The following is a 14,507-nucleotide window of genomic DNA, read 5'->3' as shown; positions in this document are numbered from 1 at the left end:
CTCAGCCCTGCCCCGCCACCCGCACCTTGCCGCTGAAGACTTTGAAGCCGAACGTGTTATAGGCCAGCGTCAGCGGTACCAGCACGGCAAAACCGATCAGCATGAATACCTGGCTGTTCGGGCTGGACGCCGTGGCGCTCAGGGTCAGGTCCGGCGGGATGATGTAGGGAAACAGCGCGACCAGCATCACGGCGAAGGCCAGCACGAAGACACCGAGTGCAGCGAATAACGGCAGGAAATCCCAGCGGCTGTTAAAACCCATGACAAAGACCAGCAATAAAAAGCCGAGGAGCAACCCCGCCGGCAACCACAGCCGAATATCCATCAAGCGTTGCGCGTATTGCGGATACAACGTGGCCGTCCACGCAACCAGCGTCAGCAGCGACAGCACCACGATCAACGCCAGAACCCGCGCCTGGCGCGCCGAGCGCTGCTGCAACTGATCCATCGTCCGCCAATAAAGCCAGCAGGCGCCCAGCCATAGATAGCCGAGCACCAGCACCCCACCGCAGAACAGCGCAAAAGCACTGAGCCATTCCCGGCCGTCGCCGCTGTACTGGCCGTTGTGGTGCGCGACCCCCTGCACCAACGTACCGAGGACCACGCCTTGCAGGAAACCGGTCAGCAGCGATGCGCCCATCAACACACTGTCGATCGCCCGTTTGCGCCGTTCGCTGCACGCATGATCGCGAAACTCCAGCGCCACCGCCCGCGCAATCAACGCCAGGAACATCACAATGAACGGTACATACAGCGCCGGCAGCAAAATCGCGTAAGCCAGCGGAAACAACGCGAGCAACCCACCGCCACCGAGTACCAGCCATGTCTCGTTGGCGTCCCACACCGGCAGAATCGTCACCGCCATGGCCCGGCGCTCGCGGCTGCAAGCGGTCACGCCCATGAGCATGCCGACACCCAGATCGGTGCCATCGAGAATCACGTAGTTCATCACCGAGAACGCCAGCGCGGCGGCGCACAGCAGGGTCAGCCAGTCAGTGTCCATGCAGACGCGTCCTCATGAATGCCCGGTTTCGTCAGCCAGGGTCGGTTGCGGCCCCGGCTCATCGGCTTGCGGCGGCTCACGCAGCAAGCGCAGCAACACCCACAGGCCAATCGCGAAAATCAGCAAATAAAACAGCAGGATCAACCACGTCGAACCGAGCACTTGCGCCCGCGAGACCGAGGACAGGCTGTCCGCCGTACGCATCAGCCCGTAAACCGTGAACGGTTGTCGGCCAACCTCGGTGACCACCCAGCCGCTGAGCATCGCCAGAAATCCCGCCGGGGCCAGCCACACGCAGCCGTTCAGCCACCAACGCGTACTGTACAAACGTCGACGGCGGCGCAGGATCAGGCTGATCACGCCCTGCGCCAGCATCAACAGGCCCAGCCCGACCATCAGGCGAAAGGCAAAAAACACCGGTGCCACGGGCGGGATGTCTTGCGGCGGGAATTCATCCAGCGCGGCGATGCTGCTGTATAAGTCGTGATGCAAATACAGCGAGCCCGCGCGTGGAATCGACAATTCCCACAGGTTGCGTCGCTCGTTCATGTCCGGCCAGGCCAGCAGGCGCAACGGTTCGCCGGCGCCTGGGGGTGGTCGGGTCCACGACCCTTCGATCGCGGCGACCTTCTGCGGCTGGACCTGCAAGCTGTGCCGGCCGTGCAGATCGCCGACCACGATCTGCAGCGGGATCAACAGCACAATCAGCCACAACGCCATGGAAAACTGCACGCGGGCGCGGGGATTGTGCGCGGCCTTGCGCAATTGCCAGGCGCTGACGCCAGCAATGAACGTCGCACTGCCGATGAACACGGCGAGGATCATATGCGCCAGACGATACGGAAACGACGGGTTGAAAATGATCGTCCACCAGTCCTCGGCGATGAACCGGCCGTCCGCGGCAATCGAATAACCTGCCGGCGTTTGCATCCAGGAGTTGGCGGAGAGAATCCAGAACGCACTGATCAGCGAGCCCAGCGCCACTGCGCAGGTGGCGAAAAAATGCAAGTTCGGGCCGACCTTCTTCAGGCCAAACAGCATGATGCCGAGGAAGCCCGCTTCGATGAAAAACGCCGCCAGCACTTCATAGAACATCAGTGGACCGATGACGTCGCCGGCCTGCACCGCCAACCGCGACCAGTTCAGCCCGAACTGGTATTCCAGAATCAACCCCGACGCCGTGCCCACCGCGACGTTGAGGGCGAACACTTTCAACCAATAGCGATAAACATCCAGGTAAACCGTGCGCCCGGTTTTCAACCACAACGCTTCCAGCACCATCAGAAAATTCGCCAGACCAATGCTCAACGCCGCCAGCACAATGTGGAAACCGATGGTGATTGCAAACTGGGCGCGGGCCGCCATCAGGGCGGAATCAACGGACTCCATGCGCGCATTCAGCCGCTGAAGAACAACGCAAGCTTGTTGCCCTCGGGATCGCGCAGGTACGCCACATAGAAGTCCGGCGTGTAAGCCTCGCGAGTTCCCGGCGCGCCTTCATCGCTGCCGCCATGCTCCAGCCCGGCCTTGTGAATCTGGTCGACCTGCTGCCGTGATTCGGCACGAAATGCCGGCATCATGCCGTTACCCGCGGTCGCGGGCTCACCGTTGAAAGGCTTGGCGATGTGCACACTGCCCGGTCCATTGGACTTGTCGGCGGCGCCAGGCAGGTAAAAGCAATCATGTTCTTCGCGATCATGCTGATAGCCCAGCGGCGTCAGGATCGCGTGATAAAAGGCCGCCGAACGTTCCACGTTATTGGCGCCGATAAACAGATAACTGAGCATGGGATGTTCCTCCGCTGGCCATTCAACCGTGGGTTTGTTCTTCGTTATGGGTAAACAGGTTGCCGGCCTCGCGCACCAGTTGCCGCCATTCTGCAGGGGTGATCAGGCCTTGTTCCTCCATCGCATCGGCAGCCTTGAGCAGTTCGTCGTAGCGGTGTTCGGGGTCCGGATCCTCCTGTGTTTGCGCCGCCAGTTCGCGCCAAGCCGCCAGTGATGCCTGTTTTTGTTGATCGAACATGGGGGTATCTCCTGAAAGACTCACCCGGTAGAAAGAATCGGCCCGGCGCAGGTTCAGGGCAGTCGACGGATGGACGGTCTGTTTGAAACGGCTCAACGGCGTTGCGGTATTTGTTTATTGACCGTGCAGTGCCGATCCGCGAACTTATTCCCCGCCCGGTTGTGGACCATGACCGGGAAAAAAGCCTGCGCGCCATGTGTTTCCCCGCTGGCTTCCTGCGTCGCACTGTTCACTGTTCATCCCTGTTCGCTGGAGTTTTTCGATGCCGTCGCCCAAATCCCTGCCCGCCGCCCTGCTCGGCCTGGCCCTTGCCTGCCCGGCGCTGGCCGAGACCCAAGGTCTGGAACTGGGGCAAGTGCTGATTTCGGCGGATGAGCGCAGCGGTGCAGACGCCAGCGTCGAAGAAGCCGAGGCCCGTCTCGAACAAGTGCCGGGGGGCACCAATGTGGTCGACATGCGCCAGCCGTTGCAGGGCCGCGTGGCAAGCAATCAGGATGTGCTGGCCTACCAACCGGGCGTCTATGCGCAGTCGGCGGGCAACGAAGGCGTGAAGATTTCCGTGCGTGGTTCGGGCATCAACCGCGCGCCGGGGGCGCATGCATCGGGGCTGTACACGATGCTCGATGGCTTGCCGCTGACCGGCCCCGGCGGCACGCCGTACGAGTTGCTCGAACCGTTGTGGGTCGATCACGTCGAGGTGCTGCGCGGCGCCAACGGTTTCGATCGCGGCGCGCTCGCGCTGGGTGGGGCCATCGATTACGTCAGCCACACCGGCTACACCGCGCCGAAGCTGCAAGTGCGCTATGCGACCGGCAGCCACGGTTATCAGCAGCGTCAGATCAGTTCCGGGCAGGTGCTCGGCGACTTCGACTACTACGTGTCGCTGACCGATGCCAACGCCGATGGCTATCAGGATCACACCGCCAGCGAAAGCAAAGGCGTGATCGCCAACTTCGGCTATCGCTTCAACCCGAATCTGGAAACCCGCTTCTATATCCGCTACCGCGAAACCGACAACGACCTCGCCGGCCGTGTGACCAAGCATTCCATCGAGCACCATCCGCGGGATGCCAACCCGTCCTACGTGGCGCGGGACGACAGCCGCAAGCAACCCGGCAGCACCTTCATCGGCAACAAGACTACCTTCTATATTGACGACGATTCGAGCATCCAGACCGGCCTCGTCTATCACGACTATCCGATGGATCTGCGCGAAGGCCCGAACCGCTTGAAAGTCGCCTACACCGACGTCAGCGGCACCTTCGACTACAAGCGCCGCGACACCCTGTTCGGCATGGAAAGCCGCAGCAATGTCGGCCTGCGCGTGACCAAACACCTGCCCAACGACGGCGCCAGCGAATTCGTCCGGGTGCCGAGCGGCAACACGGCCGGTTATGCGCCGGGCACGCGCATGCGCAACTTCACGTATCAGGGTTCGGACACCGTCCTGCATGTTGGCAACGACCTGAAAATTGCCGACGACCTGTGGCTGACCACCGGCCTCGCCGCCATCTATACCCGCCGCGAAAGTGCCGTGACTTATCCAAACAGCGGCGGTAAAACCAGCCTCAACGATTGGGACTACGCGCCGCGAATCGGCCTGCGCTACCAGATCACCCCGGATGTTCAAGTATTCGGCAACCTCAGCCGCTCGGTCGAGGCGCCGCACCCGTGGTCGCTGATCTACAGCTCCAACGTGCGTTTCCCGGCTGGTAACGGCGCGGCCACCGGCACGCAAAAAGACCCGACCACCCTGCAAAACCAGACCGCTACCACCCTCGAACTCGGTGGCCGTGGCGACAGCGCCTTCGGCGAATGGAGCCTGGCCTGGTACTACGCGCAAGTGCGACATGAACTGCTGTCCGTACTGCCCGACGCCACGGCGGTCACCCCGTACGAACTCAACGCCAGCCCGACCGTGCATCAAGGCGTCGAAGCCAGCCTCACCAGCCCCCTCTGGTCGGCGGCGGATGGCCGTCGGTTGACTTTGCGTCAGGCCTACACCTTCAGCGATTTCCACTATCGTGATGACCCGCGTTTTGGTGACAACCGTCTGCCGGGCTTGCCGATGCACTATTACCAGGGCGAGTTGCGTTACGACTGGCCGCAAGGCTTCTTCGCCGCCGTGAACACCCAACTGGTTTCGAAAGCCGCCGTGGATTACGCCAACAGCTACTACGCTGATCCGTACGCGCTGTTCGGTGCAACGCTGGGCTACAACGCACCGAAGGGTGACTGGCAAGGTTGGGTCGATATGCGCAACCTGACCAACAAGCATTACGCCGCCACCGTCACGCCGGGGTATGACGACAAGGGGCTGGATGCGGCGCGGTCGACGCCGGGTGAAGGGATGGGGGTGTATGTCGGGGTTTCGTGGAGTTTGCTCTGACCGATTGCCCTTGGAAGCAAGTACTGCGGGTTGCTCAGAGTCAGTCTCGCCAAGCTGACTTTGATTTCACCCGCCTCCGATGATGGATCGTCCGATGAAATCTCGATGCCCTGACTGTGGTTATATTGCCAGCAGTATTCCGCCAACCCACAAGTGCCCCGAGTGCGGCAATTTTTCCCACGAGTGGCTGATCTATGACTGGGACACCTTCGCTTCGATCAAGCGTCGGCACTTCGGCTATAACGTGGCGATCGTCTGTCTGGCGCTTGCTGGCGTGCTGACGGCCGTGTTTGTGGGGTCATCCCCGATGCTGCCGTGGATGCTAGCCTTGCTGGTCGCCCCCGCGATGATCAGCGGATGGCGTTGCCGCAGGCAGCTGAGAGACCAAGCAAAATACCAGGGACACAAGGCTGGCATTGTGTTCCCCTGGTTTAGCGGTTTCGGGGGATTGTGAAGCGTCCAGACAACGAGATCCGCTTCACCCTACTCATCAAGGAAGATAACAACATTGAACACAACTCTGCGCCTCCTGCTTTTGATTGGCGTTTCAACCAGTGCTTTGGCTGACGTCGAGCAGATCGGCTTCCAGACCACCACCTTGCCCGACCCGCACGATCAGCGCCCACTGGAGCTGGTCGTGTGGTACCCGAGCCCGACAACCGACGCGCCAGAGCTGATCGCCGACGATGTCGTGTTTACCGGCGCCAGTGCCGTTCGCAACGCGCCTCCTGCTACGGGCGAACATCCCTTGGTGGTGCTGTCTCACGGCTATCGCGGCAACTGGAGCAATCAGATCTGGCTGGCAAGCGCGCTGGCTCATCAGGGCTACATCGTTGCGGCCATCAACCACCCTGGCAGCACGACCCATGATCGCAGCGCACAAGCAGCAGAACAGTTGTGGCAGCGACCCGTCGATGTCAGCCGGGCGATTGATGCAGTCATGGCGCAACCGGACAAATTCGGTGCGACCGCCAAGCGGCGGATCGCAGTCGTCGGGCATTCCCTCGGTGGCTGGACTGCGCTGGAAATCGCCGGTGCACGCTTTGACCCACAGCTGTTCGCTGGCGATTGCAAAGCCCATCCGCAGCTGTCCAGTTGCAGGGTTTACCAGACCATGAATCCCGTAAGCACTGCGCAATTGAAAACAGCATTGGCAAGCGATCTGCGCGATCCTCGGGTCAGTTCCGTTGTGACACTGGACCTGGGGCTTTCGCGCGGCATGACCGACGAGAGTCTTGCAGCTCTGCCGGTGCCGACTCTGGTGATAGCAGCTGGCGCCCCTTCGCTGGATTTACCAACAGAACTGGAATCCGCTGACCTCGCCAAACGCTTGCCCAAAGCGACCAGCCGATATGTCGAGATCGGCGACGCCAGTCATTTCAGCTTTCTGCCAACGTGCAAAGCGGGGGCGGTGGAACTGCTGGAGGAAGACTCGCCGGGGGACGGGATTATTTGCAGCGATGGCGAAAACGCCCGTCCAAGAGAGGTGATTCAGCAGCAGGTCACTTCGCTGATCAGCGTTTTTTTAAGCAAGCGATGATTGCCAAAGCTGAACGTTGAATAGCAAAACGGCAGGCCCGAATTGGCCTGCCGCTGCGGACAGGCCGCTATACAAGCCGCCTGCGCACCATCCGTAACAACTGCCCCGCTACATCGTCCATCCCGTTGTTCTGGGCCACCACCTGCGCCCCTTCGAGCAACAAGGTTAATTCTTGAGCCGTGTCGAGCGGTTCATTCAGTTGCGCTTGCTCGCACAATGTAGCGATTCGCTGAAACTGCCGGCGCTTATGAGCTTCGATCAACTGCCGTGCCGGATGCTGCGGATCGGCGAGCTCCGCCAGGCTGTTGGTGAACGGGCAACCGCGGTAACCCGCTCTTTGAAGGTCCAATGCGATAAATTCGGCGAACCCCATCAATTGCCGGGTCGGCCGATCCGGCAGACGTGCGGCGAGGTCGTCGAGCACAGCGCTGTACTGCTCGGTCAGTAGGCGCAACCACTCCAGCACCAGCACATCCTTGGTCTCGAAATGCCGGTACAGGGTCATTTTCGTCGAGCCCGCCAGTGCGGCGATCGCGTCGACGGTCACCCGGGCGATGCCCTGTTCAAAAAACAGCGCCTGAGCGGCATCGATGAGTCGTTCACGCGGCGGTAGCTGCGCGACGCGTTCTGGGCGTAGGGGGGTGTCCACGGGGCGAGCACTCTCTGAGTTGAATTCTGCTTGACATCGATACTACACAGTATCGCATGATACCAACAAGTATCGTTCGATACTCAAGCGTATAGTTCACTCTCAACGGAGACACCCATGCACCTTTGCGAATACGCCGAACAAGACGCCGTCGGCCTCGCCACCTTGATTGCCAAGCGCCAGGTCAGCGCGCTCGAAGTGCGCAGCGCCGCCCTTCGCGCGATTGAAACGCTGAACCCGCAAATCAACGCGATCATCGAAACCTGGGACGATGAACCGCAACCACCAGCCGGGCCTTTTCAGGGTGTGCCCATGCTGCTCAAGGATCTCGGGCTCACTGCACAGGGGCGGCGCAATGAGCTAGGCAGCCGCCTCGCCGCCGGTTGCGTCGCCGCGGCCGATTCGCAATTGATGAGCCGGTTTCGCAGCAGCGGCCTGCTTCCCTTGGGGCGTACCACCACACCTGAACTGGCGGCCAGCACAACCACTGAAAACCGCATCGACGGCCCGACCCGCAATCCTTGGGATATCAGCCGCAGCGCTGGCGGCTCCAGCGGCGGATCGGCGGCCGCAGTGGCCGCTGGCATCGTGCCGGTGGCGCATGCAACCGACGGCGGCGGTTCGATACGCGTGCCCGCCGCGGCGTGCGGCTTGTTCGGCCTGAAGCCCAGTCGCGGCCGTTTGCCCATGGGGCCTGACGTCGACGAGGTCTGGGCCGGGCTCGCAGTGCACGGAGTGCTGAGTCGTTCGGTAAGAGATACCGCAAGCCTGCTCGACGGCTTGCACGGCCCGGCCGTGGGCGACGCGTTTCATATCGCACCGCCCAAACAGGCATATACCGCTTCGCTAGACCGCGCCCCCCGCCCATTGCGCATTGCCGTGCAGGAAATCGCCTCGAACGGCCAACCGACAGCACCCGAAGTGAGCGCCGCCTTGAAGCAGGTTTGTCATAGCCTGGAAAGCCTCGGTCATCATCTCATCCCAGTCGTCCCCCATATCGGCCTGAGCTGGGAAGCGTTCGTGGAACTCAACGCACGCTTCTGGTCCAGCAACACGGCCGCCTGGATCGACGCGATTGCCGCAGCGACACAACGCAGCATCGACGAGTCGACACTGGAGCCGGCAACACTCGCGCTCTACCGACTCGGTAAGGAGCTGAGCGCAACCGAGTTGCTCGGCGCCATGTACCAGCGCAATGTCGTGACGCGACACGTCGGCCAATTGTTCGTCGACTACGACGTGCTGCTGACCCCGACCTTGCCGAAAGCCCCGCCCGTCATCGGCACTTATAACGCAGGCCAGGAATCCCTCGATGGCCGTGGCTGGATCGCGCGAGTATTTGACCAATCACCGTTCACCGCTGTTTTCAATGTCAGCGGATGCCCGGCAATGTCGATGCCGCTGGCACAGGATCCATCCAGTGGTCTGCCGATCGGCATGCAGTTTGGCGCCGGTTACGGTCGCGAAGATCTGTTGCTGCAACTGGCTGCGCAGTTGGAGCGGGCACTCCCTTGGCGAGCGCGGCGCCCTGCGATCTGGGCAGGGAATGAGCGCGGCTGAACAACCGCAGCGTGCACCCAGAGCTGAAAAGTGAGGCCCGCAAACACAGGCCTCACTTCATCAACGGACTGAATCGCTACTGATTACAGCCTCACAGCGCTTTTTCCGCATTGTAGCCATCGGCATTTTCAAATACCCCCATGAACCCCGCGACTGTCGACTCGCGTGCCCAGTCGCGCTGAAGCTCGCAGTACAACTGCACACGGCTGATCAACCGGGCACCCGCCTGCTCCATGCGCCGTAACGCCGCTTCGTGAGCAACAACCGACGTACCGCCCACGGCATCAATCGGTATGTAGACCTCATATCCCTCCTGAATCGCATCGAGCACCGGGAAAGTCAGGCAGGCTTCGGTCCAGAGCGCTGTCATGATCAGCTTCGGTCGGCCAAGTGCCTTGACGGCTTGCTTGAACTCCGCGTCTTCCCAGCTGTTGATCGAGGTACGGTCATAGGTGGGCAAATGCCCGAGAACCCCTTGCAGCTCTGGAATCGGTGGTTTGTTGCGACCGGTCGCGACGTTGACCGTTGAATGGATGATCGGAAGGTTATAGTTGACGGCCGCTTTGGCCACGCTGGTGATGTTGAAAACCAGCTCGTCGCGCGGCATCGAGCGTATCGAGGACACCTGAATCGGCTGGTAATCAATGACGATCAGCGCCGAATTCACCGGCGACAACAGTTGATCGGTCAGAGGGTTGCGGATTGTCTCGCTTGCCATTTGCTGCTCCTGCTTTTAGTTGTCATGTACGCAAGCGCCGACCCGATAGCTCGCTCGAACAAGCGGCGAGTCCTTCGTAGCCTGCACTGCATTGAGGAAGACTGCATGTCCCGGCTACGTACCCGGTTGGGCCGTGTTGCCAGAGAGAGGATTGTGCTGTTGCTCGACTCAACGCAGTAGTAGCATCCCGAGACTAGCTGTGTTGCAGAATGGGGAACGCTGGTTTGGATATCGAAGAACTGCAAACCTTTGTAGCAGTCGCTGATGCGGGCGGAATTTCATCGGCGGCGACTCGGCTGGGCGTGTCCAAATCCATCGTCAGCCGCCGGCTCGCGCGACTTGAGGCGGATCTGGGCATTCAGCTGCTCGCGCGCACGACTCGCGGCGCGGCGCTGACCGAAGCGGGTATTGCGTTTCGCGATCATGCCGCGAAGGTCTGCGCCGAAATGGACATGGCGAAGGAAACACTGCTGCCGGCCGGCCCGCTGCGCGGCCGACTGCGGATTGCCGCGCCGCTGTCTTTTGGTCCGACGCACTTCGCCCCGATGCTGGCAGAGATGGCGCGCCGTCATCCGTTGCTGCAGATGCAGACTTGCTACAGCGATCGCTTCGTTGATCTGATCGGTGAAGGTTATGACTGTGCGATACGCGTAGGCTATCTACCGGACTCGAATCTGATTGCGCGCGGCATCGGCCCGATCTTCACCAAGCTCGTCGCCAGCCCCGGTTACATCAAAGCCCATGGCGAACCGGAATCTCCACACGACTTGCTCGCTCATGAGGCGCTGATGCAGGGCACCGAAACCTGGCAGTTCATGGACGGCGGCAACGTGGTAACGGTTCGTCCGCAAGGGCGCTTCAAGGCTGACAACGGCACAGCGTTGGTCGCCGCTGCAACTGCCGGATTGGGCATTGCCTATTTGCCGGATTGTCTTACCTACGAACAGGTGAAGTCAGGCGCACTGGTGCCGATCATGATTCACTACCCCCCGCCGCCGGCAGGCGCCTATGTCGTGCGCCCCCCGGGGCCACATCCGGCGCGCAAGATCCATGCCCTCACCGAACTGTTGATCGAGTCGTTCGGACAGTCACCCCATTTCGCCAAGCCTGTATCCGTGTGAACGGGTTCGTAAAAAACGCTATTCCAAGAACAGCACCGCCGCCGCTTCCCGCATAAAAATCTCAACGGTCTTTGGCCCGATTCCGTCGAACTCGCAGAGGCGTTTTTCAAACGCCTTGCGATCACCACTCGCGGCCACGATGTTGCTCACCTTGCCGGCGTATTCAGTATTAAGTTTGCCTGCCAATGCAAGCAAACGCGCCGCCGTGCTCTCGTCGTAACGCACATATCGAGCCTGCCCGAGAAGCCCGACCAACTGGCGGTGGCTGCACTGTGCGAGTTTTTGCGGGGTATCGCTCTGATGCTGCACGACGATGATCTGGTACGCCTGCGCGGCAATCGCGCCCTGGATTCTTTTGCCCATCAGGAAACTGGCAACCAGCCATTTGAACAGTGCCGCTTCGTTGGCTCCTTGAAGGTCGATCTGCAAGTCGCTTGCGCTGATGTTTTTGCTCACCGGTCTGATCTCAATGATGACACTCGCCCAGGCATGGCTACCGGGTAAAAGCTGGTTTTCAGCCTCGCCTTGTCAATTCCGATAGGCGCAAGCAAGTGAAGGTTCGAAAAAACACCACGCGTCGAACCTGTCGCGAGTCCCGATGTATTCAACGATGTCGGCCTCGGCCGTTAAATTGAATCTCAAGCGAGCCAGCGTGGTCAGCTTGTTGAGAGACCCGATCAAATGCCACGGGAAGAAGGTATGAGCCCCACAGCCCATGAATATGCACATATCCGGTCGAAACCGGCCTGAGCAGAACACGCAGGAGACCGCAGACGCTGCCCCGATCAAGGCTGTCAGCGCTGTCGCCGCCTTCCGCCTCACCGTGGCGTTCATGCTGACGGTGATCCTGGCGTTTCTCGGCGTGGAAGGATGGCGGACCTGGCGTGACTACCACTCAGCGTTTACGTCGGCGCGCAATTCCGTCACCAACCTTGCCAGGGCGACGGCGCAGCATGCAGAGGATGCCATTCGACAGGTGGATGTACTGACTGCTGCGCTGGGCGAGCGCGTAGAAGGTGACGGACTGCAAAACATCAATGTGAATCGCATTCACAAATTGTTGGTACAGCAAGCCAGATTGATGCCGCAATTGCACGGCCTGTTCATTTATGGTCCGGACGGGCAATGGATCGTCACCGACAAGGAAGTCATCCCTGAACCGGCGAACAACGCCGACCGCGATTACTTCCAATATCACCGCTCACACACCGATCGTAATGTGCGTATCGGCAAAGTGGTGAAAAGCAAATCCACCGACGATCTCATCATTCCTATCTCGCGTCGCTTGAACAACCCTGATGGTTCCTTTGCAGGGGTTCTCCTTGGGACTATCAAAGTCAGCTATTTCGTGGATTATTACGGTGATTTCAAAATCGACGACCGAGGCGCATTGGTTCTGGCACTGCGCGATGGAACAATCCTGGTACGTCGACCGTTTATCAAATCCGTTATCGGCCAGAGCCTGGCGAGCAGTGAAATTTTCACCCGTTACCTGCCCGTCTCCAGCGACGGCATCGCAGAAGTCAAAGCCGTCGTGGACGGCACCGAGCGCCTGTATGGTTATCGGGCGCTGACCACATACCCCTTGGTGGTCGAAACCGGGCTGTCCCGTGAATCGATCATCGCGCCCTGGCGCTGGGATCTCTACAAGACCGGATTTGTGCTGTCCTCGGTGATCTGCGCGTTTACGGTGTTCGGTCTGATTGTCCTGAATCAGCTTCGCCAGCGCATGGCCATTGAAAAAGAGTTGCGGCTTGCCCATCAGGCCATGCGCGATATGGCCTTGACCGACAGCCTCACCGGCCTGGCCAACCGGCGTCGACTGGACACTGCGCTGGGCGACGAGCTTCGCTTGGCCAAGCGGCAGAACTCGTCACTGGCATTGATCATGATCGACGTCGATTACTTCAAACGCTACAACGATACCTACGGGCACGCCGCCGGTGACGAATGTCTGGCCACTGTCGCAAGGGCGATCTCTCAGGCGCTGAAACGCCCCGGGGATCTTGCCGTCCGGTATGGCGGTGAAGAGTTTGCCGTGCTGCTGCCAAACACCGACCTTCAAGGCGCAGAACGGGTCGCCCGGCACATCATCGAGACCCTTCGAGCACTGGGCATAGAACACGCCGCACACCCTCTCGGCCATGTCACTGTCAGCGCCGGAATCGCGGCGGCCAGGCCAGCCGAGCACGACCTTGGCGCCGCTATACTGATCAACGCCGCCGACAAGATGCTCTACGCAGCCAAGCAGCAAGGCCGAGACCGCTACTGCATCGCCACGCAGCTAGCGTGATCGCCATCGCTCGTCACAATCCGGTCACTGCCATTTGCTAGCCTCTGCGGCACGTATCACTTGCTCAAGGCGCGCAATTTCAAATGCAATGGAATGACTCCACACTTCGCCAGCCCATCATCCTGCGCTCCGAAAACCTCCACTCCGATGACTTCGGCGCCCTATTCTCGCGTTTTTTCGGCAACCGCTACGCCGACACCCCGCCGATTCCCGCGAACATCGTCATCAGCGGTGTCTACGGTCGACACGAAGGCGTCAGCTTTCGCCGCATGCGTTATCGCGGCGACTTCAGCGTGGCCTTTCCCGACCCACAGGACGAGATCACGTTCGTCATCCCGACCGCCGGCAAGATCCTGTTCAATCACACCAGCGAATCCATCGGCGCAAGCCATATCGGTCTGGCAATCGACAAGGCGGACATCCGTTCGATGCATTTCATCGACGATCATGCCCATCACGGCATGTCGATCAATCGCCATCAGCTCACCGAGCGTTTATCGGCGCTGCTGGATAAACCGATCGTGCAGAAGATCGTGTTTCAGCCCAGCGTGGACTTGCAGTCGCCAGCCTTTCAGGGCCTCAAGGCGTTGATCGATCTGGCGACGGGAACCGAATTCGACACCTTGCTCAACAGCGGCACCTTGATGCCCTCGCGCCTGCGCGAAATGCTGATCGATGCGGTGCTGGAGGCGTGGCCGCATAACTTTTCCGAGGCGTTGCGGCGGCCGGCCCCGCTGGTGGCGCCCAGGCACGTGAAGCTGGCAGTGGAGTTTATCCAGGCGCATCCGGAGCAACCGGTCAGCGGCGTGGAGCTGGCGCGTATGAGCCATGTCAGCCAGCGCGCATTGCAGGAAGGTTTTCGCCGCTTCGTCGGGATGTCGATTGTGGCGTATCAGCGTCAGGTGCGTTTGCAGCGTGCTTATGAAGCGTTGGCGCAGCGGCATTCGGCGTCGGTCACGGAGGTGGCGCTGCGGTTGGGGTTCAGCAATGTCGGGCGGTTTTCTCAGTACTTTCAGAGCGCGTTTGGGGTGAGCCCGGCGCAGTTGAAATCGAAGCTTTGAGACCTGCGTTTTGCCGGGTACTCAAATGCACGTCTTTCGCCGCCCGCGTAATTTGATGGAACAGCCAACTACTCAAAACGACTAACCCCTGACAGGCCACTCGATCGCCACAACGCATCGACTGGCGTCTACCTGGCTGCGACGGCCG

Annotated in this window: 14 protein-coding genes; 7 read left to right on the top strand and 7 right to left on the bottom strand. The window is 60.5% G+C overall.

The features are described from left to right. Position 1: 1 nt before the first annotated feature. Genes cydB through J3P75_RS12255 form a run of 4 tightly spaced genes read right to left on the bottom strand, consistent with a single transcriptional unit; the run spans position 2 to position 3,028 of the window. Positions 2-1,003: a cytochrome d ubiquinol oxidase subunit II gene (gene cydB / locus J3P75_RS12270; protein WP_434710751.1), complete on the bottom strand. Its 1,002-nt coding sequence runs from the start codon at positions 1,001-1,003 to the stop codon at positions 2-4. A gap of 12 nt (positions 1,004-1,015) precedes the next feature. Beyond that, the gene (locus tag J3P75_RS12265) at positions 1,016-2,392 is read right to left on the bottom strand and encodes a cytochrome ubiquinol oxidase subunit I (RefSeq protein WP_434710749.1); all 1,377 of its coding nucleotides are present in this window, start codon (positions 2,390-2,392) and stop codon (positions 1,016-1,018) included. Between the two features lie 8 nt (positions 2,393-2,400). Then, entirely contained in the window at positions 2,401-2,790 is a 390-nt protein-coding gene (locus J3P75_RS12260; protein ID WP_434710747.1) for a VOC family protein, read from the bottom strand. Between the two features lie 22 nt (positions 2,791-2,812). Continuing rightward, positions 2,813-3,028, bottom strand: a complete 216-nt coding sequence (locus tag J3P75_RS12255) for a hypothetical protein (RefSeq protein WP_434710745.1) — start codon at positions 3,026-3,028, stop codon at positions 2,813-2,815. 262 nt (positions 3,029-3,290) lie between these two features. On the opposite strand from J3P75_RS12255, the gene J3P75_RS12250 reads away from it, so the two are divergent. From J3P75_RS12250 to J3P75_RS12240, 3 genes are all read left to right on the top strand, one after another. Continuing rightward, positions 3,291-5,417, top strand: coding sequence for a TonB-dependent receptor family protein (locus J3P75_RS12250; RefSeq protein WP_434710743.1), 2,127 nt, complete (start codon positions 3,291-3,293; stop codon positions 5,415-5,417). 94 nt (positions 5,418-5,511) lie between these two features. Further along, positions 5,512-5,871, top strand: coding sequence for a hypothetical protein (locus J3P75_RS12245; RefSeq protein WP_434710741.1), 360 nt, complete (start codon positions 5,512-5,514; stop codon positions 5,869-5,871). Between the two features lie 54 nt (positions 5,872-5,925). Next, positions 5,926-6,957, top strand: coding sequence for an alpha/beta hydrolase family protein (locus tag J3P75_RS12240; protein WP_434710739.1), 1,032 nt, complete (start codon positions 5,926-5,928; stop codon positions 6,955-6,957). Between the two features lie 67 nt (positions 6,958-7,024). Here the strand turns inward: J3P75_RS12240 and J3P75_RS12235 are convergent, their stop codons facing one another. Then, a complete protein-coding gene (locus tag J3P75_RS12235) occupies positions 7,025-7,606 on the bottom strand; it encodes a TetR/AcrR family transcriptional regulator (RefSeq protein ID WP_434710737.1) in 582 nt (193 codons plus the stop codon). A gap of 117 nt (positions 7,607-7,723) precedes the next feature. On the opposite strand from J3P75_RS12235, the gene J3P75_RS12230 reads away from it, so the two are divergent. Next, on the top strand, positions 7,724-9,166 hold the full coding sequence (locus J3P75_RS12230) for an amidase (protein ID WP_434710736.1): 1,443 nt from the start codon (positions 7,724-7,726) through the stop codon (positions 9,164-9,166). 91 nt (positions 9,167-9,257) lie between these two features. On the opposite strand, the gene J3P75_RS12225 is transcribed toward J3P75_RS12230, so the two are convergent. Beyond that, positions 9,258-9,884, bottom strand: a complete 627-nt coding sequence (locus J3P75_RS12225) for a hydrolase (RefSeq protein ID WP_434710735.1) — start codon at positions 9,882-9,884, stop codon at positions 9,258-9,260. Positions 9,885-10,108: 224 nt separating this feature from the next. Between J3P75_RS12225 and J3P75_RS12220 the strand changes: the two genes are divergently transcribed. Further along, positions 10,109-11,005, top strand: coding sequence for a LysR family transcriptional regulator (locus tag J3P75_RS12220; protein ID WP_434710733.1), 897 nt, complete (start codon positions 10,109-10,111; stop codon positions 11,003-11,005). An 18-nt stretch (positions 11,006-11,023) separates the two neighbouring features. Here the strand turns inward: J3P75_RS12220 and J3P75_RS12215 are convergent, their stop codons facing one another. Beyond that, positions 11,024-11,461, bottom strand: coding sequence for a DNA methylase (locus J3P75_RS12215; RefSeq protein ID WP_434710731.1), 438 nt, complete (start codon positions 11,459-11,461; stop codon positions 11,024-11,026). A gap of 271 nt (positions 11,462-11,732) precedes the next feature. Between J3P75_RS12215 and J3P75_RS12210 the strand changes: the two genes are divergently transcribed. Both J3P75_RS12210 and J3P75_RS12205 read left to right on the top strand, forming a co-directional pair. Further along, positions 11,733-13,298, top strand: coding sequence for a sensor domain-containing diguanylate cyclase (locus tag J3P75_RS12210; protein ID WP_434711273.1), 1,566 nt, complete (start codon positions 11,733-11,735; stop codon positions 13,296-13,298). A gap of 83 nt (positions 13,299-13,381) precedes the next feature. Continuing rightward, entirely contained in the window at positions 13,382-14,359 is a 978-nt protein-coding gene (locus tag J3P75_RS12205; protein WP_434710729.1) for an AraC family transcriptional regulator, read from the top strand. Positions 14,360-14,507 lie beyond the last annotated feature (148 nt).

The organism is Pseudomonas sp. R1-1 (assembly GCF_051132135.1).
Taxonomy (GTDB): domain Bacteria; phylum Pseudomonadota; class Gammaproteobacteria; order Pseudomonadales; family Pseudomonadaceae; genus Aquipseudomonas.
Note: the sequence above shows the minus strand (reverse complement) of the source record. Positions and strands in the feature narration are given on the sequence as shown.